This window comes from Kitasatospora sp. NPDC101801 (assembly GCF_044766665.1).
Lineage (GTDB): Bacteria > Actinomycetota > Actinomycetes > Streptomycetales > Streptomycetaceae > Kitasatospora.
Map to the genome: position 1 here is coordinate 334,676 of NZ_JBIWML010000001.1, position 25,766 is coordinate 360,441.

18 protein-coding genes and 1 pseudogene are annotated in these 25,766 nt (G+C 73.0%); 6 read left to right on the top strand and 13 right to left on the bottom strand.

Annotated features, from left to right (window positions below):
- Positions 1-54 precede the first annotated feature (54 nt).
- Positions 55-5,802 carry a DUF5979 domain-containing protein gene (locus tag ACIRPK_RS01455; protein ID WP_403031303.1) on the bottom strand — a complete coding sequence of 1,916 codons (5,748 nt, stop codon included), beginning with the start codon at positions 5,800-5,802 and terminating at the stop codon, positions 55-57.
- 109 nt (positions 5,803-5,911) lie between these two features.
- Positions 5,912-6,655: a class I SAM-dependent methyltransferase gene (locus tag ACIRPK_RS01460; protein ID WP_403031305.1), complete on the bottom strand. Its 744-nt coding sequence runs from the start codon at positions 6,653-6,655 to the stop codon at positions 5,912-5,914.
- 178 nt (positions 6,656-6,833) lie between these two features.
- Between ACIRPK_RS01460 and ACIRPK_RS01465 the strand changes: the two genes are divergently transcribed.
- Both ACIRPK_RS01465 and ACIRPK_RS01470 read left to right on the top strand, forming a co-directional pair.
- Positions 6,834-8,315: an SDR family NAD(P)-dependent oxidoreductase gene (locus tag ACIRPK_RS01465; protein WP_403031308.1), complete on the top strand. Its 1,482-nt coding sequence runs from the start codon at positions 6,834-6,836 to the stop codon at positions 8,313-8,315.
- A 12-nt stretch (positions 8,316-8,327) separates the two neighbouring features.
- A complete protein-coding gene (locus tag ACIRPK_RS01470) occupies positions 8,328-8,768 on the top strand; it encodes an NUDIX hydrolase (RefSeq protein ID WP_403031309.1) in 441 nt (146 codons plus the stop codon).
- Positions 8,769-8,780: 12 nt separating this feature from the next.
- Here ACIRPK_RS01470 and ACIRPK_RS01475 read toward each other — a convergent pair whose 3' ends face one another.
- Positions 8,781-9,785: a serine hydrolase domain-containing protein gene (locus ACIRPK_RS01475; RefSeq protein ID WP_403031312.1), complete on the bottom strand. Its 1,005-nt coding sequence runs from the start codon at positions 9,783-9,785 to the stop codon at positions 8,781-8,783.
- 89 nt (positions 9,786-9,874) lie between these two features.
- On the opposite strand from ACIRPK_RS01475, the gene ACIRPK_RS01480 reads away from it, so the two are divergent.
- Entirely contained in the window at positions 9,875-10,138 is a 264-nt protein-coding gene (locus ACIRPK_RS01480; protein WP_403031314.1) for a hypothetical protein, read from the top strand.
- Positions 10,139-10,203: 65 nt separating this feature from the next.
- Here the strand turns inward: ACIRPK_RS01480 and ACIRPK_RS01485 are convergent, their stop codons facing one another.
- Complete coding sequence (locus ACIRPK_RS01485) at positions 10,204-13,392, bottom strand: M28 family peptidase (protein WP_403031317.1); 3,189 nt, start codon at positions 13,390-13,392, stop codon at positions 10,204-10,206.
- A 301-nt stretch (positions 13,393-13,693) separates the two neighbouring features.
- Here ACIRPK_RS01485 and ACIRPK_RS01490 point away from each other — a divergent pair, with 301 nt between their 5' ends.
- Positions 13,694-15,169: a helix-turn-helix domain-containing protein gene (locus ACIRPK_RS01490; protein ID WP_403031319.1), complete on the top strand. Its 1,476-nt coding sequence runs from the start codon at positions 13,694-13,696 to the stop codon at positions 15,167-15,169.
- Positions 15,170-15,179: 10 nt separating this feature from the next.
- On the opposite strand, the gene ACIRPK_RS01495 is transcribed toward ACIRPK_RS01490, so the two are convergent.
- The 4 genes from ACIRPK_RS01495 to ACIRPK_RS01510 all read right to left on the bottom strand — a co-directional run bounded on the left by ACIRPK_RS01495 (position 15,180) and on the right by ACIRPK_RS01510 (position 18,656).
- The gene (locus tag ACIRPK_RS01495) at positions 15,180-15,446 is read right to left on the bottom strand and encodes a hypothetical protein (RefSeq protein ID WP_403031322.1); all 267 of its coding nucleotides are present in this window, start codon (positions 15,444-15,446) and stop codon (positions 15,180-15,182) included.
- 67 nt (positions 15,447-15,513) lie between these two features.
- The gene (locus ACIRPK_RS01500; RefSeq protein WP_403031325.1) at positions 15,514-16,797 is read right to left on the bottom strand and encodes a YhgE/Pip domain-containing protein; all 1,284 of its coding nucleotides are present in this window, start codon (positions 16,795-16,797) and stop codon (positions 15,514-15,516) included.
- Between the two features lie 207 nt (positions 16,798-17,004).
- Positions 17,005-17,733, bottom strand: coding sequence for a TetR/AcrR family transcriptional regulator (locus ACIRPK_RS01505; RefSeq protein ID WP_403031328.1), 729 nt, complete (start codon positions 17,731-17,733; stop codon positions 17,005-17,007).
- Positions 17,734-17,777: 44 nt separating this feature from the next.
- Positions 17,778-18,656 carry an SDR family NAD(P)-dependent oxidoreductase gene (locus ACIRPK_RS01510; RefSeq protein WP_403031331.1) on the bottom strand — a complete coding sequence of 293 codons (879 nt, stop codon included), beginning with the start codon at positions 18,654-18,656 and terminating at the stop codon, positions 17,778-17,780.
- 278 nt (positions 18,657-18,934) lie between these two features.
- Here ACIRPK_RS01510 and ACIRPK_RS01515 point away from each other — a divergent pair, with 278 nt between their 5' ends.
- Complete coding sequence (locus tag ACIRPK_RS01515) at positions 18,935-20,380, top strand: APC family permease (RefSeq protein ID WP_403031334.1); 1,446 nt, start codon at positions 18,935-18,937, stop codon at positions 20,378-20,380.
- A gap of 77 nt (positions 20,381-20,457) precedes the next feature.
- Here the strand turns inward: ACIRPK_RS01515 and ACIRPK_RS01520 are convergent, their stop codons facing one another.
- From ACIRPK_RS01520 to ACIRPK_RS01530, 3 genes are all read right to left on the bottom strand, one after another.
- On the bottom strand, positions 20,458-21,609 hold the full coding sequence (locus ACIRPK_RS01520; RefSeq protein WP_403031337.1) for a PP2C family protein-serine/threonine phosphatase: 1,152 nt from the start codon (positions 21,607-21,609) through the stop codon (positions 20,458-20,460).
- 144 nt (positions 21,610-21,753) lie between these two features.
- Positions 21,754-22,428, bottom strand: a complete 675-nt coding sequence (locus ACIRPK_RS01525; RefSeq protein WP_403031339.1) for an NAD(P)H-binding protein — start codon at positions 22,426-22,428, stop codon at positions 21,754-21,756.
- 38 nt (positions 22,429-22,466) lie between these two features.
- On the bottom strand, positions 22,467-23,390 hold the full coding sequence (locus ACIRPK_RS01530) for an SDR family oxidoreductase (RefSeq protein WP_403031342.1): 924 nt from the start codon (positions 23,388-23,390) through the stop codon (positions 22,467-22,469).
- Positions 23,391-23,496: 106 nt separating this feature from the next.
- Here ACIRPK_RS01530 and ACIRPK_RS01535 point away from each other — a divergent pair, with 106 nt between their 5' ends.
- Positions 23,497-24,174 carry a TetR family transcriptional regulator gene (locus tag ACIRPK_RS01535; protein WP_403031345.1) on the top strand — a complete coding sequence of 226 codons (678 nt, stop codon included), beginning with the start codon at positions 23,497-23,499 and terminating at the stop codon, positions 24,172-24,174.
- Positions 24,175-24,209: 35 nt separating this feature from the next.
- On the opposite strand, the gene ACIRPK_RS01540 is transcribed toward ACIRPK_RS01535, so the two are convergent.
- Both ACIRPK_RS01540 and ACIRPK_RS01545 read right to left on the bottom strand, forming a co-directional pair.
- Positions 24,210-25,214, bottom strand: a complete 1,005-nt coding sequence (locus ACIRPK_RS01540; RefSeq protein ID WP_403031348.1) for a magnesium and cobalt transport protein CorA — start codon at positions 25,212-25,214, stop codon at positions 24,210-24,212.
- A gap of 2 nt (positions 25,215-25,216) precedes the next feature.
- Positions 25,217-25,729, bottom strand: a pseudogene (locus tag ACIRPK_RS01545) (hydrogenase maturation protein); the annotation flags it as partial.
- Positions 25,730-25,766: the final 37 nt, after the last annotated feature.

A 25,766-nucleotide genomic window follows, 5' to 3' on the forward strand; every position in this document is an offset into this window, starting at 1 on the left:
ACAGCCGAAGGCCGACGGACCGTCAGGGACGGTCCGTCGGCCACGACTCCGGGGTCAGCGTCGGCGGCTCACCACCCGGGACGCCAGCCCGAGCAGCAGCAGGCCCACCGAGCCGAGCGCCCACGGGCGCTGGTCGCTGCCGGTCGACGGCAGCGGCGGGACAGGCGGGACGGGCGGCTTCGGCGGCACCGGCGGGGCGCCGAAGTGGTTGGTGGCGGTGATCCGGTCCTCGGCGGCGACACCGAGCACCAGGGCGTGCGCCGGGTCGCCGTGGTCGACGGTGGCGGATTCGGCGCCGCCGGAGTCGGGTTCGGTCAGCCAGCACTCGGCCCCGTGCGGCAGGGGCTCCGGCAGGTCGTCCACCGGCCTGGGCTGCCCGGGCTTGAGCTTGTAGCGCCGCCGGTCCACCAGCAGGATCGGCTCGGCCCCCGGGGCGGTGACCAGTCGGCAGCTGAGCTCGACCGCGAACTCCCGGTCGGCCACACTCTCGGCACCCGGCCCGGTGGTCCGCTTGAGCAGCGCGAGGGCGGCCGGGCGGTACTCGTTGGTCGCCGTGACGGTCAGGTCCACGGCTCCGGCGGTGACCTCGGCGGCGTGCTGCTCGTCGGGGTGCGAGACCGTCACCGTGCTCGCCCCGCCGGCCAGTTCACCGGCCCAGCAGCGGGTGCCGGTGAGCAGCAGGTCGGGCAGCGTGACCGGGGCGCCGGCCCGGACCGGCACCGTCCGGTTGAGCACGTCGTGGCCGTCCCGGCGGCAGATCACGTGCAGCTCGAAGACGGCGTCCTTGAGGTAACCGGCCTGGGCGAGCGGGCCGCTGAGGACCTTGGCCAGGGTGATCCGGCCGGCCTGGAAGGTGTTCACCAGCTCGGCGGTGGCCAGGTCGGTCACCCCCTCCTTGACCAGCACGCTGCGGACCGGTTCGGCGGGCTGGTCGGCACCACCGCTCTCGGTCTCGGTCACCGTGCAGAGCGCGCCCACCGGCAGGCCGTCCAACTGGCCGGTGAGCCGGTCGGGGGCGCTGAGTTCGAGCTCCTTGGTGACCAGCGCGGGCCGCCCGTTGAAGTCGCAGGAGATCCGGAACCGGAACGGTCCCCGGGCGAGCGCGGCACCCGCACCGGCGAGCTTCTTGGTGACGACCAGGGAGCCGACCGCGAACTCGTTGGTGATGATGACGGCCGCCTGCCCGTTCGGCGCGGGGGCCGGGGCGGGCACGCTGTCGGTGTCAGGCACGGGCTCGGTGTCGACCCGCTCGGAACGGACGAGCTCGTAGCGGGCCCGGGTGGCCCCGCCCTGGTCGGTCTCCTGGGCCCGGCACCGGCTGCCCTGCGGCAGGTCCGTGATGGCCTGTGAGCCGTCGCCGGTGAAGATCAGTTCCTGCGGGAAGCCCGGCAGCACGGCCCCGTTGAAGGTGCAGTTCACCCTCACCTTGAACGGCCCCTGGCCGAACGCCGCCGCACCCTCGCCGGTCACCCGCTTGGCGATCACCAGGTCCCGGCGCGGGTACCGGTTGCCGATCTCGCCCTCCTGCCACACCGTGGCGCCGGCGGCCGGCCGGACCGTCACCACGATCGCGTTGGCCTCGCCCAGGTGCTCGCTCTGGGCACCCGCCGCGTCGGTCTCCCAGAACCGGCAGACCGCACCGGCCGGTACACCGCCGAGCTCGAACGGCCGGTCGCTGCTGAACTGCACCTCGCCGGAGCGGACTTCGACGCTCTCCCCGGCGGCCGTGCCCAGCAGGCAGGAGTAGGCCAGCCGGAACGGACCGATCTTGACGCCGTCCGGCGGGTCGAGCACCTTCTTCAGGATCCGGACGTTGCCGAAGACCAGGCCGATCCCCGCCTTGGGCGGTTCGGTCACCGGCAGCACCGTGGTGGTGCCGCCGACGGTGACGGTCTCGGTGTGCGCGAAGGAGTTCCACGCCACCGAGGCGTAGCCGGGCACGGTCAGGTCGGCCGGGGCCTGGAACGGCAGGGTGAAGAACACGGCGGCCCCGGGTGCCATCCCGCCGGGGAAGGTGACGTCCCCCTCGAACGCGGTGGCCCGGTCCCGTCCGCTCCCCCAGGAGGCCGCCGCGCAGGCCCGGTTGGGAGTGGCGACCTTGCGCCCGCACGGGTTGCCCGTGGTGGTGTAGGTGATGTTCGCGGTGCCGCCGCCGGTGTACCCGACCGGGCCGCTCAGGGTCGGGATGCTGTCCCACTGGGTGCCCCGGGGCTCGTCACCGAGCAGCACGCCGGTGTCCTTGGGCGCCGGGAAGACGTCCAGCAGCTGGAGCGACTTCGCGGGCTCGGTGCCGACGTTCTCGATCCGGATCAGGAAGGAGAAGTTCTGCCCGGGCCGGGTCAGGGCGGTGCAGGGGTAGCGGGTGAACACCGTCCCGCTGACGGTCAGTTCGGGGCAGCGCGGGTCCCCGGCCGGGATCGGCGTCCCGGTGTTGGCGTCCTGGTAGCCGAGCGAGGGATCCCCGGTGACCCACTTCGCCGCGTCGAACGAGACCCCGGAGCGCGAGGTGACCTGGGCGGAGGAGGTGCAGAAGGTCCCGGTGCCGTAGCGCGGGTCGTCCACCACGGTACCGAGCCGGGGCGAGTCCGGGTCGCAGTTCACCTTGGGCACGGTGTCCGAACCCGCGCCGAACACGTTGGTGATGGTGGTGCCCGCACCGACGCCGCCGTTCAGCTTGACCTGGTAGCCGACGACGACCTCGCTGCCGGGGTAGAACGTCCACCCCGTGAACCGCCAGACCAGTTTGACGATCCGCCCGCCCGCGTCCCGGACCGGCTCGAACCGGACCCCGGTCGGTTCGGTGGCCCCGGGCGGCAGCGTGTAGCGCAGGGTGTACGGGCGGCCCTGGTCGCCCTGGAAGGTGTCGTCGAAGCGCAGCCCGGCCGGGATCTCGTCGACCACCACCAGGTCGGGCACCGGCGCGGTGCCGGTGTTCCTGACGTGCAGGTTGAACGGCGCGACCGAGCCGGGGCTGAGCACGGTGGTGGCCGGTTCCTTCTCCACCCGGATCAGGTTGGTGCCCTCGGTGACCCTCAGCGAGGCGGTGCTGTCGGGGATCGGGAAGGTGCCGCCCGGCGGCTGGAGGGTGCTCTCCCCGGCTGCGGTCGCGGTGTCCTGCAACAGGTCGGGGATCGGGGTGGCCGGGGCGGAGCGCAGTCCGCTGCGCGGCTGGACCACCAGGCAGACGCTGCTGCCGGGGCAGTCGCCCCAGGTCGGCGGCGCGGTGGCGGGCAGGATGCCGTACCCGCCGGTGGAGGAGGTGAAGGTCACCCGCAGGCCCTGGATCGCGGCCGGGTCCACCCCGGCCGGGAAGCCGGGTGTGGTGCTGCCGGTGGGCGTGCCGGCGACGAAGACCGGTGGCGTACTGGCGCAGCCGGTGGTGCAGACGTCGACCTGGACCCGGTCCGCCCCGTTCGGGAAGGTCACCCCGGCGATCCCGGTCACCGTGACGGCGTCGAAGAAGTCCTGGTCCACGTCGGTGACGAGCAGTCTCTTCAGGCCCACGTTCCCGGTGTTGAGGGTGGTCAGCCGCAGGGTGACGTCCTGCGGTGCGACCCCGGTGGTCGGGCGCAGCACGGTGGCCGGCGAGAGCGTCTTCTGCAGCGCGGCGGCCGCCTTGGCCGGCTTGACCGCGACGTCCGGCGAGCAGCTCGGGCTACCCCCCGAGGCGCCGTTGAGGGTGACGGTGGCACAGTTCTTCAGCGTGCCCGAGGTGATGCCGGGCCGGAGCCGGACGGTGATGGTGGCCCGGATGAAGCCCGACGGCGGGACGCCGTCCGGTTCGGTCAGCCGGACGCCCTTGGCGCGGGCCAGCAGGGCGGTGTCCGGCGGGACGTAGGCCACCCAGGCGTTGACCGTGGGGTCGTAGAGCTGGAGCTCCGGGTGCAGGGTGCTGGGGCTGGCGTCGCTGCCGACCGCGACGATCTCCAGCTGGTCGAACGGGTTGCCCGCGGCGGTCGGGTCGGCCGGGTCGGTGATCTGCACGTTGGGCTGGGCGACGTTGCCGTGGTTGGTGTACCCGAGGCTGAAGTCGAGGTTCTGGCCGGGCGGGATCTCGGTCCAGGAGGAGGACTTGAAGCCGTTCCCGGACGGGTCGCGCTCCTGCACCTTGAGGTCGGCGCAGGCGGTCACGGCGGCGGAGCCGGAGCCGTTGGCGGGGTTGGTGGCGGCACCGTCGGCACAGTCCCGGACGCCGTCCTTGGTGTCCTCGGCGGTGACCTTGGCGTTCAGGGTGCCGTGCACGCTCAACTTGCCGGTGGCGCCCGGCTGGATGGTGCCGGCTCCGCCCTGCTCGCCCCGGTAGGTGACCGAGATCCGCTTCGGCGGGCTGCCCGCCGGGCAGCCGGTGGCGGCGAGCACCTGACTGGCGGGCGGATTGGCCAGGTCGACCGGGGCCGGGGTGCTGCCGTCCCGGCAGACCACGGTCAGCACGGCGCTGGTGGCCCCGGCCGGGAACTCGGCCTTCAGCTTGTCCGCGTCGAACTTGTCGAACTCGGCGGCCGCGGAGTCGGAGGGCTCGGTGATGGTCAGGGTGGAGACCGGGAACGGTGAGCTGTTGGTGCCGGCCAACTGGGCGGTGACGCCGGAGTTCTCGCCGCGCACGGCGGTGCCGTTCTGGGTGAAGTCGCCCCGGTTGTCGGGGAAGAAGCTCTTGTTCAGGTCCACCGTGGCGACGTTGGGCAGGATGTCGTGGTCCGCGCACGCGGGCGCGCCGATGATGGTGAACCGGCTGCCGGCGTCCTTGACGGCCGAGTCGGCGCAGTTGGCCACCGTCTTGCGGGTGGCCGGGTTGATCGGGGCGCCGCTGGTGCGCTCGGTGCGGCGCAGCTTCACCTGCATCGGCACCGTGCCGCCAATGGCGTCGTACGGCAGGGTGCTGCCGGTCGAGTTGGTGAACTCGAAGCGGACACCGGTGACCTGACTTGCCGTCACCCCGGCGGGCAGGGTCAGGTCGGGGCCCGGGGTGGCGGTGCCGCGCACCCACTCGCTCTCCGCGCACCGGCTGCCGGGCGGCTTGGTGCACACCAGGACGGTGACCCGGTCCGCCCCGGCCGGCATCCGGGTGACCGGGCCGAGCGAGACCAGGTCGAAGTTCTCGTACACGGCGGCGCTGTCGTCCTGCACGTCCAGCCTGCTCACCCCGTCCACGCTGGCCGAGGTGTTGGCGGCGCCGAGGGTGACGGTGGAGACGCCGTCGCTCTGGGCCACGTCGGAGCCCGGCTGCCAGGACTTGGTGGCCTTGGCGTCCAGGAGCTTCGCGATGGTGACGGTCTGGGTGACGCTGCCGATCACCTGGCTGGCGTTGTCGGCGGTGGCCGTCGCGGTGTTGGTGACCGAGTCGCCGTCCTCCAGCGGCCCGGTGGCCGGGACCCGCATGCCGATCGAGACGTCCGCCGTGGTCCCGGCGGGCAGGCCGACCGAGCCGGCCGGGTTGGGCGGGGCGGCGAGTGGGCTGAGGAAGTCGATCCGCAGCTTGCGGGTGGCCGGGTCGTAGCTGACCTGCTGGGTCGGGGTGGAGGGCGGCAGCGCGGTCAGGTCGAACTCGGCCGGCAGCACGTCCTCGATGTGGGCGTTGACGCACGAGACGCTGAGCGAGGAGCAGGACAGGGTCAGCTTGTACGAGAAGGCCGACCCCGGCACCAGCGGGTCGGGCGCCCCCTCCACCGACTTGCTCAGGGTCATCACCGGCCCGGCCGCCGCCGCCGGTGGAACCCCGAGCAGGGTGGCCGCCAGCGCCAGCACCGCCGTGACGGCCACCGCCCCCGGCATCCGGTAGCGCCCCGCACTCACGAGAGAGCCCACAGTCACTCCGTACCTCGACCGACCCTGACAGTCCGTCACACTAAGTACCGATATGATCACCGCACGTGAGGCGCTCCCGGATGCCGCCCTGACGGCGCAACGGCCGGACTCAGCGGACCGCCGCCACCAGCGAGTCGCTGACGGAGCGCCAGGCCACCCCCGCCTCGCGGAACCCGGCCTCGACCAGGCGGGCGGTGTGCCAGTCGGCCGGGTGCACCTCGCAGTCCTTGTGGTCACGGTAGACGGCGGAGCGGGCGGCGACCGGCTCGGCGAGCAGCGGGTCGGTGGCCGCGGCGGCCCACCAGCCCTGCCAGTCGAGCACCCCCTCGGCCGACTCGCGCTCACGGCGGCGCTGCTGGAACTCGTCGTCGGCGGCGCGCAGCAGCGGGATGCCCGGCTCGGGGGTGTGGTCCGCGTTCAGGAACAGGCCGCCCGGGCGGACCAGCCCGGCGAGGTCGCCGTAGAGCCGGAGCAGATCGTCGGTGCCCAGCCAGTGCAGCGCGGTGGCGGTCAGCACGGCGTCGTACGGGCCCTCGGGGAGCGCGGCCGCCCACTGCGGGTCGCGCAGGTCGGCGGTGACCAGGGTGAGCCGCTGCTCCCCGGCGAAGTGGCCGCGCGCGATGGCGAGCAGGGCCGGGTCGAGGTCCACCCCGACGCTGACCGCCCCCGGGAGCCGCGCGAACAGCCGCTCGCTGATGCTGCCCGTACCGCAGGCCAGGTCCAGCACCCGGGGCGCCGGACCGGCCACCGCCTCGACCAGGTCGAGCATCACCCGGAACCGCTCCTCGCGGTCGGCCAGGTACCACTCCTGCTGGCGGTCCCAGCTGCGCTGCCAGGCGTTCCAGTCGTTCATGCCCGCTCCCTCGGTAATGGCCTGACCGGCCTTCCATCTCTTACCCAGCTTAGGGAGCGGTCGGTAACCGGCACAAGTGCATTGAGAGCATTACTTTCGGCCGAGGTTTGGCCGCCCGCTCCGCACTCCGTAGAGTTCCTGGGTGACCAGGCAGGGCGGCAGAGGAAGCAGTGCGGTAATGGCGGGCGAGACCCAAGGCACCGAAGAGCAGATCGAGTACGGCCCGGGCATCGACCCCGAGCGGCTGGAGCTCTGCCTCAGCGTGCTCGCCGAACTGGACCGGCTGGACGTCGACCACCCGGACGCGATCACCGTCCGGCAGGCCGTCGGCGGGGTGTTCCGCACCCTCAAGCAGCGCCGCCGCCAGGAGACCCGGGCCCGGAAGACCGCGCACGACCGTGCCGTGACGGCCGCCACCGCGACCGGTGCGCCGGGCCGGATCGACGACGAGACGGCCGGCGCCTTCGGCCTCACCACCGTCACCACGACCGAGATCGCCGGGATACTCGAGCGCCCGCGCTCCTGCTACACCTGCAAGCAGCGCTACAGCGAGGTGGACGCGTTCTACCACCAGCTCTGCCCGTCCTGCGCGAAGGACAACCGGGCCCGCCGGGATGCCCACGCCGACCTGACGGGCCGTCGGGCGCTGCTCACCGGCGGCCGGGCCAAGATCGGGATGTACATCGCGCTGCGGCTGCTGCGGGACGGCGCCCACACCACGATCACCACCCGCTTCCCCAACGACGCGATCCGCCGCTTAAGGGCGATGCCGGACAGCGCCGACTGGCTGCACCGGCTGAAGATCGTCGGCATCGACCTGCGCGACCCGGCCCAGGTGGTCGCGCTCGCCGACGAGGTGGCCGCCGACGGGCCGCTGGACATCCTGATCAACAACGCCGCGCAGACCGTGCGCCGCTCCCCCGCCGCCTACCGCGAGCTGGTGCTGGCCGAGAACGCCCCGCTGCCCGCCGGTGAGCTGCCCAGCGCCACCGTGATCGGCAGCTTCGGCAGCGGCAGCGTGGACCGCCCCGCACTGCCCGGCCAGGGCGGCCACCGCGAGCTGATCAGCGCCGAGGACGTCACCGCGCTGGCCTTGGTCAGCGGCTCCGCCTCGGTGGAGCGGATCGCGGCCGGCACCGCGATCGACGCCGGCGGCCTGGTGCCCGACCTGCACGACTCCAACAGCTGGGTGCAGACCGTCAGCGAGGTCGACCCGATCGAGCTGCTGGAGGTCCAACTCTGCAACTCCACCGCCCCGTTCATCCTGGTCAGCAAGCTGCGCCCGGCGATGGCGGCGTCCCGGGCACGGCGCAAGTACGTGGTGAACGTCTCCGCCATGGAGGGCCAGTTCAGCCGCGGCTACAAGGGCGCCGGCCACCCGCACACCAACATGGCCAAGGCCGCGCTCAACATGCTCACCCGGACCAGCGCCAAGGAGATGCTGGAGACCGACGGCATCCTGATGACCGCCGTGGACACCGGCTGGATCACCGACGAGCGCCCGCACCCGGACAAGATGCGACTGGCCGAGGAGGGCTTCCACGCCCCGCTCGACCTGGTCGACGGCGCGGCCCGGGTCTACGACCCGATCGTCCGCGGCGAGCTGGGCGAAGACCTGTACGGCTGCTTCCTCAAGGACTACGCCCCTTCCCCCTGGTAGGAGTTGACCGCCGTGGCGCCACTGCTGGGAGCGGGCGTGATCGTGCCGAGCACCGACGGCCGGGTGCTGATCGGCCGGCGGATCACGCCCGGCGAACCGCCCACCTGGAGCCTGCCCGGTGGCAAGGTGGACCACCCGGGCGAGTCCTTCGAGCAGGCCGCCGCCCGGGAGCTGGCCGAGGAGACCGGCATCGTGCTGCCGGCCGAGCGGATGCGGGTGCTCGCCGTCCTGCTGGACCACGGGCTCGGCCACGCCCGGCTGACCGCCGCCGTGCTGGCCCCGCCGTGCGACCTGCCCGCGCTGGTCACCGAGCCGCACGCCTGCGCGGGCTGGGAGCGGGTGCCGGTGGACGCGCTGCCGGAGCCGATGTTCTACCCGTCGGCCCAGGTCCTGGCCAGCTGGCTGCCCGACTACCAGGCCCCGCCCGGCACTTGGCGCTACCGCACGTCCTGACCCCCGGCCCGCTCAGCCGACCGCCGTCGAGAGCTCGGTCAGCAGCGCCCCGCCCGCGCTGTCCACCGAACGCTGGGTGCTGCTGAGCACCGCCACCCCGGTGCCGCGCTCCGGGTCGAAGCCGACGAAGGACGCGAAGCCGCCGGTGGCGCCGTTGTGCCAGAGCTGGAGGTGTCCGCCCTGCCGCGGGTGCAGCCGCTGGCCCATCCAGCCCAGGTGGATCCAGGAGAACGGGTTCAGCCGGTGCTCCGGGGTCCGGCTGAGCGCGATCGCCGCCGCCAACGGGCTCTGCTCGGGCTCCAGTTGGGCCCGGAGGAAGCCGGCCAGGTCACCCGCCGTGCCCCGCAGCCCGCCCGCGCCCGCGAGGGCGGCGAGGTGCCAGCCCGGCACCGGGCGGCCACCGCCGTTGTGCCCCTGGGCCAGCCGGCTCGGGTCGGCCGGGGTGACGGCGGTGTCGGCCAGGCCCAGCGGACCGGTGATCCGGTCGGCGATCAGCCCCTCGTAGTCGGTGCCCGCCCGCCGGGCCAGCGCCAGGCCGAGCAGCCCCGCACCGAGGTTGGAGTACCGGAACCGGCTGCCCGGCACCGCGCCCGGCCTGGTCCGCCGCAGGGTACCGAGCAGCACCGGCTCGGTGAGCCGGGCGTACGGATCGGGGCGGCCCGGGCGGAACAGGGCCGGGAGCAGCATGCCGTGCGGTAGTCGGGGCAGCCCCGAGGTGTGCTGGGCGAGCTGACGCAGGGTCACCGGTATGCCGTTGCGCCGCAGCCCGGCCGCCTCCGGGAGCAGCTCGGCCAGCGGCTGGTCCAGCTCGACCTGGCCCTCGGTGACCAGCGCGGCCAGTGCCAGCGAGGTGAACACCTTGCTGACCGAGCCGAGTTCGAAGACGGTGTCGAGCGTCGCCACACCCACCGCCCGGAGCTCCGCCGCACCGTCGGCCAGCGCGGCCACCACCACCCCGGCCCGGCCCTCGGCCAGTTGGTCCGCCGTCCGCTGCACTGCCCCACCCAGATCCACCATGCGGACCAGGCTAGTACGGTGACCGGTGGCGCAGCACGGCCCGGCCGGCGCCGGTCCGGCTGTCAGTGCGGGCCGGGAAACTGTCCGGTATGGATGATGAACTGCTCCGGGGCCGGGTCTACGGCAGCGACCACGAGGACGCCGGGCCCCGCCCCGGCCGGGTCTACCGGGAGCTGGTGGCCGGGCCGCTGGACGGCCTGCTGCTCGACGTCACCGGCTGGAGCGCCGAGCAGCTCGCGGTGGGCGCCGCACTGCCGACCGAGATCGGCGCGTACGGCGCGGGCGGCCGGGCCCGCTACCGCCCCCGCCCCGGCGACCCGCGCCGGTGGGACTGGGGCGGCGACACCCGCTGACCGGCCCGCGGCATGACGGTGCCGCGGCTCGTCCCCCTCGACGAGCCGCGGCACGTATCAATGGGTCACAGGCGCTGCCAGAGGGCCGGCACGATCGGCGGCTCCCAGCCGGTCTGGGCCGTGTGACCCTGGATGCAGCGGTAGCTGACGCCGTTGTAGGTCACGACGTCACCCGCCTTGTACGTGGTGCCGGCCGCCCAGGTCCCGGTGCCGGGGCCGCTGCCGACCACCAGCGAGTAGGTGGTGGCGTGGGTGGCCGAGCCGGTGCCGGTCAGCGTGATGCTGTAGGTACCGGCGGCGGTGGAGGCCCCGACCTGGAAGGTCGCCGTCGAGGACGAACCCGCCTGCACCGAGGACGGGTTGAAGGTGACCGTGACACCGGCCGGCACACCGGAGGCGGTCAGGCTGACCGTCTGCGCGCTGCCCGAGGTGACCGCGGTGGACACGGTCGTGCTGACCGAGTTGCCCGGGGTGGCGTTACCGGTGGTCGGGTTCGCCGCGATGGAGAAGTCGTTCGTCGGCGTGGTGGTGCCGCCGACCGAGGTCGTCCACAGCGTGTAGGCGACACCGTCGGCGCTGCGGTTCAGCGCGGTGGCGTTGATGTTGCCGGAGGTGTCGCAGGACTGGTGGTAGCAGGAGTCGTACGCCCGGTTGGCCGTACCGCCCCACTTGGCGGCCTGGTTGGCGGACTTGACGGCGCTGGCGCCGGCTGCGTAGCCGGAGGTGGGGATGCCGGCCTGCTGGAACGAGTAGTCGTCCGAGCGGCCCTGGCCCTCGACGTTCTCCTCGGGCTGGAGGCTCAGCGAGTCCCAGTACGCCTTCATCGGCGCCGAGGTCGCGGAGTTGAGGTTGTTGATGAAGTAGCCCGCGTTGGTCGAGCCGACCATGTCGAAGTTGTAGTAGCCCTTGATCGCGCTGCGCTGCGCGGAGCTCAACTGGCCGACGTAGTGGGCGGAACCCTGCAGGCCCTGCTCCTCACCGGTCCACCAGGCGAACCGGACGTGCCGGGTCAGGGTGGGGTTGGCCTGGGCGAGCGCCAGCGCGTTCTCCAGCAGCACCGCCGAGCCCGAGCCGTTGTCGTTGATGCCGGGGCCGGCCGCCACGCTGTCCAGGTGGGCGCCGAACATGGTCACCTGGTCGGCCGGGCCGCCCGGCCAGTCCGCGATCAGGTTGTTGGAGACGTAGCTGCAGGAGGTGCAGCTCTGCTCGGAGACGGTGTAACCGGCGGCCTGCAGCTTGGCCTTGAGGTAGGCGACGGACTGCGAGTGCCCGGCCGAGCCGGCCCGGCGGTTGCCGCCGTTCTGCGAGGCGATGGTGTTCAGCTGGGTCAGGTGCGCCTGCACCTGGGCCACGTCGATGTCCGGCGGGGTGCCGCCGGGGTTGCCGCCGCCGCCCACCGTCAGGGTGTACTGCGCGGTGTGGCTGACCGCACTGGTACCGGTCACCGTGATGACGTAGCTGCCGGCCACCGCCGTGGCGGCAGCCGTGAAGGTCGCCGTCGAGGACGAACCGGCCTGCACCGAGGAGGGGTTGAAGGACACCGTGACACCGGCCGGCGCACCGGAGGCGGTCAGGTTGACCGTCTGCGCGCCGCCCGAGACCACCGAGGTGTTGACCGTCGCGTTGGTGGAGGCGCCGGGCTGGACCGAACCGGAGGTCTGACCGAGGGTCAGCCCGAAGTCGGGGTTGCCGGACGGGGTGCAGGTCGGGTCACCGGCCTGGGCCGGCACGCTGACCGCGTCCCAGGCCGCCTTCGCCTTGGTGAAGTAGCCGCAGCTGGGGTCGAGGCTCTTGGCCGCGGTCAGGGTCGCGGTCCGGTACTTCTTGTAGGTCATCCCGCTGGTCTTCAGCAGCATGCCACCGTAGAAGATCTTCCCGGCGTTCTGGATCCCCAGCCCGGTCACCGAACTGCTGTTGCAGGTCGGGCTGGTGGGCTTGCCGCCGCCCGGGTTGGAGCCCTCCGCCAGCAGGTAGAACCAGTGGTTCAACGGGCCGGCCGCCGCGTGCTCCTCGGTGTTCGGGATCGAGGCCGAGTAGCAGTTCGGGTTGCCGCTGACCTGCGAGGGGTTGTACATCACCCGGATCGGGCCGTTGCCGACCAGGTTGATCATCTCGCCGACGGTGTAGTCGGGGGCGTCGTACGGGGCGCTCTCATTGGCGTACGCCTCGGTCAGCGCGCCCATGATGTCGCCGGTCGCCTCACCGAGACCGGACTCGTTGCTCGCGGCCCCGCCGGGGGTGTACTGGTCGATGCCGTGGCCGAACTCGTGGCCCACCACGTCGATCGCGGCGATCCACTCGTTGGCGTTGTTGTGGCCGATGGATATCGAGGAGCCGTCCCAGTAGGCGTTGACGTCGTTCAGGCCGACCTTGACCGGCCAGCTGCCGCCGTTGCCGTTGTGCCCGTTGCGACCGAGCCAGTCGCGGAGCATGTCCCACTCCTTCTGCGCCGCGAACATCACGTCGGCGCAGCCGGTCTCCTTGCTGGTCGCGTTCCCGGTGCCCCAGCTGTCGCTGGACTTGGAGAACACCGAACCGCTGGAGTAGTCGGCACAGCTCAGCCCTGGCCTGCCGGGGTCGCGCAGCGAGTACGTACCGCCGGAGGCAGTGGTGTTGATCGTCTGGGTGCCGTTCCACTTGCTGTTGATGGTGCCGGCCCGGACATCGTCGTAGCTGTCCAGCACCGCGCCCGAGCGGGCGTCCACGAACACGTGCAGGGTGCTGGGCGCGGCGGCGGTCCGGCCGGTCAGCACGGTCTCCCAGGCCAGCGTGGAGCGGCCGTCCTTCACCCGGACCACCAGGCGGCTGGACTGCACCCCGTCCACGGTGGGGAGTTGGGCCCGCGAGGTCTGCTCGGCGGTCGCGGCGGTCACCTTCGGCGTGGTCGACAGCGCACCGACCGCGACGGCGGACGCCGACTGCGTGCTGTGCACCCGGCCCTGCCCGTCGGCGAGCACCACCGCGTCACCGCCGACCACCGGCAGGCCGCGGTAACTGCGCTCGTACGCCACGGAGTAGAGGCCACCGAGCCACGGGGTCACCGCGTGCCGCTCGAAGCTCTCGCCCGGGCCCTTGGCCAAGGCGTCCAGACCCGCCGCGGCCGCCTGGTCGGCGGCGGAGACGGCGACGGCCAGCGCACTCGGCGGTGCGACGGTCGGGGCCGGGGTCGGCGCGGCCTGCGCGGCCGTGGTGGCGGCGAGCAGGCCGGCCAGGACGGTCAGGGTGGTACCTGCCGTCAGGATTTTTCGTCTCATTGCGAGGCTCCTCGGACGTGGGGGTCCTCGAACGCGGACGGCATGCCGACGGCACGCTCCACCGGCCGCAGCGGGGGGCGACTGAGCGGGTGTCAGCGTTCGGGTGCCGGAACCCTCACACGCCGTCATGGCACGGTCAACGGCTCCCGCCGGCCCTCCGTGCAGTTGGCAAGTTCTGTCAAGCTGCGGTTTTCCCAAAGAGGTTGAGACCACGTCATGTACGGAGGGGGTGCTCGTCCAGTACCGTCCAGGTACGCGGAGGGATCGCGACGGACTCGCGAGGGACTCGGGGAGGCTGACCGTGCACCGCACCGACACCGGCGCCACCCTGGTCGAGGACGCCCCGCCGACCGCCCCGCCGACCCCGCCGGCGGACACCACGACGGACGCCCCGGCGGCCGACTCCTGGCGGACCTTCGGCGCGCGGCTGCGGCACTGGCGGCGGCGGGCCGGGCTCACCCAGGCCCAGCTCGCCACCGAGATCGGCTACGATCACACGGCGGTCAGCCGGCTCGAACACGGCACCCGCAGGCCCACCCCCCGGGTCGCCGACCAGCTCGACCAACTCCTGGGTGCGGCAGGGGATCTGAGCGCCACCTGCCACCGGGCCGAGCAGGGCGAACAGGCCGGGCCGCCCGTCCCGGCCGGGCTCACCCGGCCGCCGCTGCCCGGCATCGCCGCCGACCTGCCGCCACTCCCCCTGCCCCTGCTGGTCGGCCGCCCACCGGCCCGGCTGCCCGACTACGGGATGCTCTGCCCGCTGCACGGCGCGGTCGGCTGCGCGGTGCCCTCGCCCCCCGACCTGGCCGCGCTGCACCTGGCGTTCTGCGCCGCCGACCCGCTGACCGCACCGCCGTTGGACGCCGACACCGCACACGCGCTGGCAGGGCTGCTGGCCGCCCACCTGCGCGCCGGCGAAGCGCACGGCCACCCCGACACCGCCACCGCCGTCGAGCGCACCCTGCGGGCCGTGCTGGCCCGGCTGCCCGGCACCCCGGCCGGCCGACGGCGCCCGCTGGTCCGGCTGGCGGCCGAGTACGCCCACGCGGCGGGCGTGCTGCGGATGCAGCAGGGCCGCAACGCCACCGCGATGACCTGCTTCGACCGCGCCCTCAGCTGGTCCGAACTGGCCGACGACCCCGCCACCCAGGTGGCCGCGCTCAGCGACATGGGCAACCTGGCCCGGCTGGACGGCGACCCCGGCTCCGCGCTCGGCTACGCCCGGGAGATCAACCGGGTGGCCCCCGGGCGGCACTGGGCCGCCGCGATGTCCCAGGTCAGCCAGGCCCGCGCGCACGCGCTGACCGGCGACGTCCGGCAGACCGTCCGGCACGTCGGCCGGGCCCGGCTGCACCTGGACCACATCGGCGCCCGTGACGAGTCCGACGCGCCCTGGCTCTCGATCGCCTCGATGCAGCTACGGGTGGAGGCCGGCGCCGCCGCCGCCCTGCGCGACGTCGCGGCCGCCGTCGACGACCCCCGGCTGGCGCTGCGCGCGGTGAGCGCAGCCCGGACCGCGCTGCGCCTGCTCGGTCCGCACCAACTGCCGTCCTCCCGCCTGCTGTTCACCGTCCGGATCGCCGACTGTCTGGTCTGCGCCCAGCAACCGGACAGCGCGATCTCACTGCTCGGCCCCGCCCTGGAGAGCGCCACCCCCGGGCTGCCCGCGCTGGTCGCCCACGAGCTGCGCGGGCTGCGCGACCGGCTGGCCGCCCAGCCCGGAAGACGCCCCGAACTGGCCGAGACCACCCGGCGGTTGACCGAACTGGCGCGCTGAACGCGCCCGGTCAGCCGACGGCGGGTTCGGCCATCCCGGACTGGGCCGTCGTCATCGCCTGCCGGACGGAGGTCATGCAGGGGCCGCAGAAGCTCTCCGCCAGCACCTGGTCGTTGCCGGAGGCCGACGGCGCCCCAAGCTGCCGCCCGCACAGCGACTTCGCACTGTCGTCCTTGGTGACGACGTGCCACAGCAGCGAGGGCTGCTCGACGGCCGGGTCGTGTTCGGCCCACATCTGGTACATGGTGGCTCCCGGATCGACGGGGGACTCGGTCACTCTCCATGCAACTGCCGATACCGCGCCGGGGCCACCACGCCAGGGCCGACCGGGTGGTGCCGGTGCCTCAACCCGCCTCGGGGTGCACCCGGTGCAGGCCGCGCCGGTCGTAGTAGGTGGTCATCCCGAAGCCGAACAGCAGCGCGGCGACGGTGGCGATCGCGATCATCACCCAGGCCCTGGTCAGACCGGCGTCGGCCTGCGCGTCGAAGTACAGGATCGACCTGACCCCGTCGCCGAGCTGCCGCATCGGCTCGAACACCGCCAGCGTCCGGTAGAACGCGGGCAGCGCCTGGAGCGGGACGGTCGCCCCCGAGGACGGCAGCGAGAGCGCGATGAAGACGAACATGCTGACCAGCTGGCCGATCCCGCCGAACGCCGCGACCAGCGCCTGCACCCCGAGCCCGACCGCCGCGCTGGCGCAGACCGAGAACACCCAGAGCAGCGGGAGGTGCGAGGCGTCCATGTCCAGGATCACCACGGTGGCCAGCATCACCAGACTGGACGTCAGCACCGCCAGCACCACCGACATCACGCTGGTGACCGCCAGCGTCCTGGTCCGGGTGATCGGCACCAGCGGCAGCTGGGTGCGCAGCGGCCCCAGCTCGCTGGCCGCGTAGCCGAGCGAGACGTCGACGCCGTTGCTGATGATGTTGGCGCCCAGGAAGCCGCAGAGCACCAGCAGCAGCGAGTAGTAGAAGGCCGTCAGCCCGAGCCCGCTGTTCGCCCCGATCGGGTGGCCGACCTCGACCGTCACCGCCAGCGGGTCGGCCAGCAGCAACCGGGCCGCGTTGCCGCCGCCCTGGGCCGCCGGGAGTGCGGTGAGCGTGCCGCCGAGCTGCTGGGACGCCCGGTGGGCCGCCGCCTGGGAGATCGACGAGGCCAGCGAGGAGGCCAGACTGCCCACCCCGGGATTGGTGAGCACCAGCAGGGTCGGCCTGACCGGGTCCGGCTGGGCGGCCGCACCGAGGGCGGCCACCGCGGTGGTCAGGCCGGCCGGCGCCTCCAGCACCCCGTACAGCTTGCCGGCGGACAGCTGGTCCATCGCGTCGGCCCGGCTCAGCACCCGCCAGGAGACCTCCTCGGCGGGGTCGGGCGCGGCGGCGATACCGGTGGTGATCTGCCGCCCGAGGTTCTCCGGCCTGCCGCCGAGGTCGCCGCCGGCGTCGGAGTTGACCAGGCCGATCGGCAGCCGGTGCAGGTCGGCCCGGGGGTTGATGATGCCGCCCAGGTAGAGCAGCGACAGCAGCAGCGCCACCGATCCGACGATCACGGTGGGAAAGATCCACACCTTCGGGTTGCGCAGCACCTGACGGGCGGTCACCTGCGGTGCGGGCTGGTCCGAGGTCATGGCACTCCGTCAACGTCGGTCGGTCGACCCCCGCAGCACGCTAACCGCCGACACCCCGAACCCCGCGACGCCCCGCCCGGACCGGCCCGCGCCCTGACCCGTCCGGCCCAGGCCCCCGGCCGCGTTCTGAACGCCGAAGCCGCCGAAGCCGCTGGAGACCTGGACGGCGGCGGGAGCGACCTCACCGTCCGGAGTCCCGGACCACCGTCACTCCTCGACGGCTCCGTCCACGGTGACGAACACGGTCGGTTCGGCCCGGTTGCCGCAGTGACCGCCCGCCACCGCGCTGACTTCCGTGCCGGTCGAGGACATTGCCCAGGTCGGGGGCAGCGGCCGGCGGTGGCGGCCGCCCACTGTCCCCGCGTCGGGGTGCACGGCACCCAACCCCTCCAGCAGGACCGTCAGATAGCGGCGGGCGGTCTCCACCCGGGTGGCCGGGGTGCTGTGGACGGTCGCGGCGTAGGCGACGCCGCACATCAGCGGCACCAGGTCCCCGTCGGTCAGGTCCTCGCGCACCACCCCGGCGGCCCGGGCCCGTTCGAGCAGTTGCGCGCCGTTCGACCACAGGGCCCGCTTCAGCTCGGCGGTGCGCGGCAGCGCGTCCGTCGGCGCGGCGGTGACCGTGGACAGCGAGGCGTCGGTGACCTGGGCCTCCACGGTCCGGGCCAGGAACCCGGCCAGGGCACGCCAGGGGTCCTCCTCCGACAGCGCCTGCTTCCCGTACGCGGCGAGTTCCTCCAGGCAGGGGGTGGCGACGGTCTCCAGCAGCGCCTCGGGGCCGGCGAAGTGCCGGTAGACGGTGCCGACGCCGAGCCCGGCCCGCCGGGCGACGTCGTTGAGCTGCAACGGCGCGCCGGCGTCCACCAGTTCGCGGGCCACCGCGACGATCCGCTCCCAGTTCCGGGCGGCATCCTTGCGCAGGGGTGCGGTCGTCATGGTCGCAGTCTAACTGGATGGCCCATCCGTATCCCTGGGCCTCCTCAGCCGGCCACCGCCGGCGCCAGGCGCTCACTGAGACGGCGGACGGCCTCGGCGATCCGGGGATCGGCCGCCGGACGGTACGCGGCCACCGGACGCACACCCGGCCCGATCACCAGGCCCGTCCGGCCCGCCAGCGAGTCGTCGGTCGCGGCGAAGACCGAGGACCGGGCGGCCACCGACGCCGGGCCCGAGGTCGAGCGTTCGAACTTCCGCCGCACCAGCGGCCAGAGCAGTCGCAGGCCCGGCGAGACGATCCTCGGATCGCGCAGGGTGCCGTCCGTCATCCCGGTCGCGGCACCGCCCGGGTCCGCCGCGAAGACCGAGACGCCGGTGCCGTCGAGCCGGGCGGCCAGCTCCAGCGCGTAGGCCAGGTTGGCGAGCTTGGCGCGGCCGTACCAGTGGAAGCCGTAGTAGCCGCCGGGCGGTTCGACCGCGTCGAAGACGCGCTTGGCGAGGCCGGTCGCGCCGGAGGTCACGTTCACCACCCGGCTCGGCGCACCGGCGCGCAGCGCGGGCAGCAGCAGTTCGGTCAGCAGGTACGGCGAGAGGTGGTTGACGGCGAAGGTCGCCTCGATCCCGTCCACCGAGTCCCGGCGGTCCGGGAACATCGCCCCGACGTTGTTGACCAGCACCGTGAGCGGACCGTCGGCGGTGATCCGCGCCGCGAGCGCGCGGACCGCGTCCAGCGAGGCGAGGTCGGCGGCCAGGAACCGGGCGGGGTGCGCCGGCGCCGTGGCATTGATCCGCTCGACCGCACCGGCGCCGCGCTGCCCGTCACGCCCGACGACGGTGACCGCGAGGCCCGTCGCGGCCAGACCCAGGGCGGTCTCCAGTCCGATTCCGCCCGTCCCCGCCGTGACCACCGCTGTCCGTCGCATCGCCCGACCTCCGCCCATCCGGATTATCTATCCGGTTGACCTCACCGTAGCAGATCCGGATGGCTTATCCGATTTACCGGGCACTGCCCACCGGCCCGCACGGGACCCGACAGTTGCCGCAGACCAGGACCATCACCCGCACACCGGACAGGACCCCCGCGACCCCCAACCAGCCCTTCCGGCGAAGACCTTGACGAAGATAGTAAAACTCCCTAACTTGAACCCCCGCGCAGGCTCCCGGCCCGCCCGCATCCCCCACGCCCCGCTCGGAGGCCCCGGTGTCCCCAGGTCTTACCCGCAGAATCGGCCTGTTCCAGGCCACCGCCATCAACATGAGCCAGATGTGCGGCATCGGCCCGTTCGTCACCATCCCGCTGATGGTCGCCGCCTTCGGCGGGCCCCAGGCGATCATCGGCTTCATCGCCGGGGCCGTCCTCGCCCTGGCCGACGGCCTGATCTGGGCCGAGCTCGGCGCCGCCCTGCCCGGCGCCGGCGGCAGCTACGTCTACCTGCGGGAGGCGTTCCAGTACCGCACCGGGCGCCTCATGCCGTTCCTGTTCGTCTGGACGGCGATGATCTTCATCCCGCTGATCATGTCCACCGGCGTGGTCGGCTTCGTCCAGTACCTCGGCTACCTCTGGCCCGACCTGACCAAGGGCCAGGGCGACCTGGTCGGCGTCGCGCTCTGCGCCTTGGTGGTCCTGCTGCTGTGGCGCAAGGTCGAGAACATCGCCAGGCTCACCACCGTGATGTGGGGCGTGATGATCACCTCGGTGGTCGTGGTGATCGTCGCCTGCTTCACCCACTTCAGCCCCAGCCGGGCCTTCACCTGGCCCGCCCACGCCATCGAGCTGACGCACGGCCAGTTCTGGATCGGCTTCGCCGCCGGACTCACCATCGGCATCTACGACTACCTGGGCTACAACACCGCCGCCTACCTCGGCGGGGAGATCAAGCAGCCCGGCCGGGTGCTGCCGCGCTCCATCGTCTTCTCGATCGTCGGCATCATGGGCATCTACCTGATGCTCCAGATCGGCGTGCTCGGCGCGATCGACTGGCACGACATGCTCGACCCGAACTCGATCGCCTCGAAGTCGGTCGCCTCCGCCGTCCTGGAGCGCACCTGGGGCGAGGGCGCCGCCGACGTGGTCACCGTGCTGATCCTGATCACCGCCTTCGCCTCGGTCCTGACCGGACTGCTCGGCGGCTCCCGGGTGCCCTACGACGCCGCCCGCGACGGCGTGTTCTTCCGGTCCTTCGGCAAGCTGCACCCCCGGCACCAGTTCCCGGTCCTCGGCCTGCTCACCATGGGCGGCGTCACCGCGGCGGGCTTCCTGCTCAGCCGGCACATCGGCACCACCGCCGCACACCCGCCGCTCGGCATCCTGATCAACCTGCTCACCACGGTGATGGTGATCGTCCAGGCCCTCTCCCAACTCGTCGCGCTCTCGGTGCTGCGCCGCCGCCAGCCCGGCCTCGAACGGCCGTACCGGATGTGGCTCTACCCCGTGCCGAGCGTGGTCGCCGCCATCGGCTGGCTGGTCATCTACGGCTACGCCGACCGCAACGCCCCCGGCTTCCACCCCATCGAGTGGTCGCTCGCCTGGGTCGCGACCGGCTGCGCCGCCTTCGCGATCTGGGCCAGGAAGGAGGGCACCTGGCCGTTCGGCCCCCGGGAGATCCGCGAGGAGTTCCTGACCGAACCGGAGCAGGTCACGGCCTGACAGCCCGTCCGCCGGGGCGGCACCACCCTCAACCGGTTGGTGCCGCCCTTCCGCAGCCGCCCGGCCGGCCCGCGCCGTCACGGGCTCCCGGGCTCCGCCGGGAGCCGTTCGATCGCCACCATCGCCGCGTCGTCGCCCAGCCGCCCGCCCGCGTGGGCGATCAGGTCGGCGGACAGGCGCCGCAGCAGGGTCTGCGGATCGGCCGGCGGACGGCCGGCCAGCCGCTCGGCCAGCGGATAGAACGCCCCCGCGTGATCCCGGGCCTCGATCACCCCGTCCGTGTAGAGCAGCGCGATGTCGCCCGGCTCGAAGGCGAAGGACTCGACCACGAAACCTGCGCCGAGCAGGCCCGTCAGCCCGAGCGGCGGGGCCGGCTGGCGGACGTCCAGGGACCTGACCCGGCCGCCGCGCAGCACCAGCGGCGGCGGGTGTCCGCAGTCGACCAGCCGGATCGTCGCCCCGGCGTCGGGGATGTCGAGCACCACCGCGGTGATGAACGACTCCTGCGTCGAGTCGTCCACCGGACCGTCCTCGTCCTCCTCGGCCGGACCCCCGGGTACCTCCCGAGCGCCGAAGACCGCCCCCTCCAGGTGGGTGACCAGGGCGGGGAGGTCGGGCTGCCGGTAGGCCGCCGCCCGGAAGGCGCCGAGCAGCAGGGAGGCGTCACTGATCGCCGCCAGGCCCTTGCCCCGGACGTCCCCGACCAGGAACCGGGTGCCCTGCCCGGTCCGGACGGCCGCGTACAGGTCGCCGCCGATCTGCGCCTCGGCCTCCGCCGCGAGGTAGACCGAGGCGATCCGCAGCCGGCCCATCCGGTGCGGCAGCGGCCGCAGCACCACCGTCTGCGCGGCCTCGGCCACCGACCGCAGCTGGCTCAGCTTACGGTCGTGCTCCTCCCGGACGTACGCGAACAGGGTCACCAACGCCGAGATCACCGTCAGCGAGGCGATCTGGACCGAGTGGTTGAGGTCCAGCAGCGTCGTCCGCAGCGCCGCGACCACGGTCTGGGCCAGTACGGCGAGCGCCCCGACGCCGGCCGTGGTCCGTGGCCCGGCGAACGAGGCCGTGATCGCGGGGGCGGCGACCAGCAGCGGCCCGAGGTGGACCTCCGGCGGCGCCAGGACGTCCACCACCGAGATGACGACGATCAGCACGAGCGGGATGACCACCAGCGCACGGCTCTGCTGCCGAGTCCACCGGAGATCCGCGAGTGGCCGCCGAACGTCCATGACTCCTGCATACCCCCGGTGCACCAAGGGCGCCCCCGGACCACGCCCGGCCCACCGGGCCGACCCGCCGGGCTCGGCAGCCCTACCGGGCCCTGGCACTACACCTGGTGGCACCGAGCCCGTCGGGGCCGGGACCGCGCCCTGTCAGTAACCCTCTTGCAGCGCAGCCCGGTTGATGTCGGGGCTGTGCAGGATGCGCTCGCCGGCTCCGTTCGCTCCGGCGACGGCGAGCATGGCCCGGCCGATGTTCTCGGTGGTCGTGACGTGCGTGGGTGCCACGCGTCGCAGGATCGGGTGGAGCAGCGAGAGCAGCGGGTACAGCCGCCGGTAGAGCGGGGTGCGGGACTGCTCGCCGTGCTGCGCGTGGATGTAGCCGGGGCGGAACATGTAGGCGTGGAACGGCATGGCGAGCAGCTCGTTCTCGGTGCGGCCCTTGACGCGGGCCCACATCGAGCGGCCGTTCTCGGTGCTGTCGGTGCCCTCGCCGGAGACGTAGACGAAGGTCAGGTCCGGGCGGTCGGGCAGCGCCCGGGCGGCGGCCAAGGTGTAGTCGTGGGTGATCGTGCGGTACTCGTCCTCGCGCTTGCCCGCCGAGGAGACCCCCAGACAGAAGAAGCACGCGTCGACGGCCTTGAACTCGGCGGCGAGCGCCGAGAAGTCGGTGAAGTCCCCGTGCACCAGCGTGCGCAGCTTGGGGTGCTCGACGCCGAGCGACGTCCGGACGACGGCGGTCACCTGGGTGACCCGGTCGTCCAGGAGGCACTCGCGCAGGACGCCTTGGCCGATCATTCCGGTCGCGCCGAAGAGCAGAACGTTCACGGGGTCACTCCTGGGTGGGGGCGGATCGACGGGAGGGGTCAGGCGACGTGGACGGGCAGGCGGACGTCGGTGAGGCGCTCGGCCTCGGCCCACAGCCGGGCGTTGCTCTCGGCGTCCAGCGCCCGCCTGGTGATCCGGGCGGGACCGGTCGGGCCGACCAGGCCGAAGCGCTTGCTCGGGCCGTAGTAGGCGCCCTGCTCGGCGCGCGGGTCGGCGGCGGCGTACAGCAGCGGTTCGGTGCCCTGCTCGACGCCCTGGGTGGGCAGGAAGTCGAGCGAGGTGAGCAGGGAGCGCTTCGGCTTGTCGCGGCCCAGGCTCGCCCCCGCCGTCTGCAGGTTGGTGCGCGTGTAGCCCGGGTGCGCGGCGGTGCTGGTCAGCGCCCAGCCGCGCTCGACCGCGAGGTCGGCGAGCTGCCGGGCCAGCATCAGGTCGGCGAGCTTGGACTGGGCGTACGCGCGCATCGGGCCGTAGCGGCGCTCGGACTGCAGATCCGCGAAGTCGATCCGGCCCATGTTCGCGGTGCCGCTGCTCATGGTCGCCACCCGGGGGGCGCCGGCGGCCAGCAGGGCGGGCAGCAGCCGGACGGTGAGCGCGAACGGGCCCAGGAAGTTGCTGCCGAACTGCAGCTCGAAGCCGTCGGCGGTGGTCATCCGGGTGGGCGGTGCCATCACCCCGGCGTTGTTGACCAGCAGGTCCAGCGGGGTGCCGGTGGCGACGATCCCGTCGGCGAACTCCTGGACCGAGGCCAGGTCGGCCAGGTCGACCCGGCGGACCTCAAGGTGCGCGCCGGGGTGCTCGGCCAGGATCTCGGCGCGCGCCGCCTCGCCCTTAGCGACGGTGCGCACCGCCATCACGACGTGGGCGCCGGCTGCGGCGAGGCGCCGGGCCGCCTCCCGGCCGGTGCCGCTGTTGGCGCCGGTGACGACGGCGAAGGTGCCGGTCAGGTCGGGAACGTCGTACATGGGAGCTCCTCGGGGAGATTAAGAGACTGCCGGTCTGTTCTCGTTCCCAAAGTTAGCAGACCCCCGGTCTGCTAACAACAGACCGGGGGTCTGTAGAATTCTCGACATGACGACGTTCCAGCGCGCGCGCAGCGAAGAGCAGCGGGAGATACGCCGACGGGCGATCCTGGACGCCGCGGCGGCGATGCTGACCGAGATGCCGGTGGCCCAGGTCAGCCTCAACGAACTCAGCCGACGGGTCGGGCTCGCCAAGTCGAACGTGCTGCGCTATTTCGAGTCGCGCGAAGCGGTCCTGCTGGAGCTCCTCGACGTCGCCCTGCGGGACTGGCTGACGGAATTCGACACCGCCCTCGCCGGCACCGCGGACCCCGGCGCGCCCGCCACCGAGCGCGCCGACCGCCTCGCCGCGCTGATCGCATCCTCACTGGCCCGGCAACCGGTGCTGTGCGACCTGATCGGCGCTCAGGCCGCCGTCCTGGAACGCAACGTCTCCCCGCAGGTCGCCGCCGAGTACAAGCGCGCCGCGCTGGCCAACGTCGGCCTCCTGGTCGGTTCCGTCCGCCGTCAGCTCCCCGAACTGGACGAGCCCGGGGCGTTCCGGTTCGTGGCCGCCGCCGTCATGCTCACCGGTGCGGTCTGGACGCACGCCCAGCCCTCCCCCGCGATGCTCACCGCCTACCGGGAGGACCCCGAACTCGCCGCCCTGCGGATGGACTTCACCTCCACCCTGCGCGAGATGCTCGAAGTCCAGCTCACCGGGCTGCTGGCCCGCACCCCGCACTGAGCCGGTCGGCTCCTACTGCGGCTCGGGCCGGCAGGTCAGAGCCACTTGTTGCGGCGGAAGGCCCGGAATACCAGTGCGCAGGCGGCGGCGATGGCCAGCAGGACCGCCGGGTAGCCGTACGTCCAGGCCAGTTCGGGCATGTGGTCGAAGTTCATGCCGTAGACGCCGACCACCATGGTGGGCACCGCCACCAGGGCGGCCCCGGCGCTGATCCTGCGCATGTCGGTGTTCTGCTGGAGCGACATCCGGGCCATGCTCGCGCCGAGCATGCTGGTGACCAACTCGTCGAAGGCCAGGATCCGTTCGGCGGCCTGGGTGTGATGGTCGGCGACGTCGCGCAGGTACGCCGTGATCTTGGCCGGCACCTGGGGCAGCGCCTTGTCGGAGAGCTGCTGCAGCGGCAGTCCGAGCGGCACCACCGCGCGCTTGAACTCCATCAGTTCGCGCTTGAGCTGGTAGATCCGCCCGGCGTCGTTCGTACGCTCCGGGGAGAACACCGCGGTCTCCAGCTCCTCCACGTCCCGCTCGAACTCGGTGGCCACCTCCAGGTACTGGTCGACCACGTGGTCCGCCACCGCGTGCAGCACGGCCGTCGGGCCGAGCGCCAGCAGTTCGGGCGAGCGCTCCAGGTCCTTCCGCACCTCGGTCAGCGGTGGTGCGCTGCCGTGCCGGACCACGATCGCGAAACCCGGTCCGGCGAAGACCATGATCTCCCCGGTGTCGACGATCTCGCTGGTGGCCGTCAGCTTGTCGTGCTCGACGTACACGATGGTCTTCAGCACCAGGAACAGCGTGTCGCCGTAGTGCTCCAGCTTCGGACGCTGATGGGCGCAGACCGCGTCCTCCGCCGCCAGCGGGTGCAGCTCGAAGGCGTTCGCGATGTCGGCGAACTGAGCCGCCGTCGGCTCGTACAGGCCGAGCCAGACGAACCGGCCCGGCCGCTCCGCCGTCTTTTTCAGGGCCTTGGCCGGCTCCACCCGGCCGGGCAGCCGGTGCCCGTCCTCGTACAGCGCGCAGTCCACCACCGCCTGCGAACCCATCCCGCCACCGCTTCCCGGTACGCCGCCGACAACCGCCGGCACTGACCCGTACTCATCGCCCCACCGGGGAACCCGAACTCCAGATACCCGACGCCCTGTTCCTCGCGGTAGCGGATCTCCGACCAGGTGTCCCGCCGCGCCGCCTCCGACGGCGTGACCGGCACCTCCGGTACGCCCGCCAGCACCAGCGCGGGGCCCAGCACCCGGGCGGCGGGCAGTTTGAAGGTGGGTGGCCCGCCGGCCTCCCGGCGCGGGCGCAGCTGCGGTATCCACACCGCGCCGTCGACGGTGGCCCGGCAGACCGCGCCGTCCCTGGTGGCGATCAAATCGCCCGGCCTGCCGCGCAGTTCGTCCTCCGCGCAACCGCCGTGCAGGAAGTACTCCCGGCCCAGCAGGGTGTCCAGCACCCCGGGCTGGCTGTCCGCCGCCCGCAGCTTGCGCAGCACCGTCGCGGTGTCGTCCACCAACCAGTCGATCCGCCGGAACTCCTGCGCGTGATACGGCCGGAGCTGCCCGGTGACGCGGAGTCGTCCTGCCCAACCCGGGCGCGAG

Coding starts and splice junctions, on each gene's coding strand:
- ACIRPK_RS01475 (WP_403031312.1), bottom strand. CDS start 9,785: ATGGTGGATCTGGGTGGGGCAGTGCAGCGGACGGCGGACCAACTGGCC.
- ACIRPK_RS01485 (WP_403031317.1), bottom strand. CDS start 13,392: ATGAGACGAAAAATCCTGACGGCAGGTACCACCCTGACCGTCCTGGCC.
- ACIRPK_RS01480 (WP_403031314.1), top strand. CDS start 9,875: ATGGATGATGAACTGCTCCGGGGCCGGGTCTACGGCAGCGACCACGAG.
- ACIRPK_RS01505 (WP_403031328.1), bottom strand. CDS start 17,733: ATGACGACCGCACCCCTGCGCAAGGATGCCGCCCGGAACTGGGAGCGG.
- ACIRPK_RS01465 (WP_403031308.1), top strand. CDS start 6,834: ATGGCGGGCGAGACCCAAGGCACCGAAGAGCAGATCGAGTACGGCCCG.
- ACIRPK_RS01520 (WP_403031337.1), bottom strand. CDS start 21,609: ATGGACGTTCGGCGGCCACTCGCGGATCTCCGGTGGACTCGGCAGCAG.
- ACIRPK_RS01460 (WP_403031305.1), bottom strand. CDS start 6,655: ATGAACGACTGGAACGCCTGGCAGCGCAGCTGGGACCGCCAGCAGGAG.
- ACIRPK_RS01535 (WP_403031345.1), top strand. CDS start 23,497: ATGACGACGTTCCAGCGCGCGCGCAGCGAAGAGCAGCGGGAGATACGC.
- ACIRPK_RS01500 (WP_403031325.1), bottom strand. CDS start 16,797: ATGACCTCGGACCAGCCCGCACCGCAGGTGACCGCCCGTCAGGTGCTG.
- ACIRPK_RS01510 (WP_403031331.1), bottom strand. CDS start 18,656: ATGCGACGGACAGCGGTGGTCACGGCGGGGACGGGCGGAATCGGACTG.
- ACIRPK_RS01540 (WP_403031348.1), bottom strand. CDS start 25,214: ATGGGTTCGCAGGCGGTGGTGGACTGCGCGCTGTACGAGGACGGGCAC.
- ACIRPK_RS01530 (WP_403031342.1), bottom strand. CDS start 23,390: ATGTACGACGTTCCCGACCTGACCGGCACCTTCGCCGTCGTCACCGGC.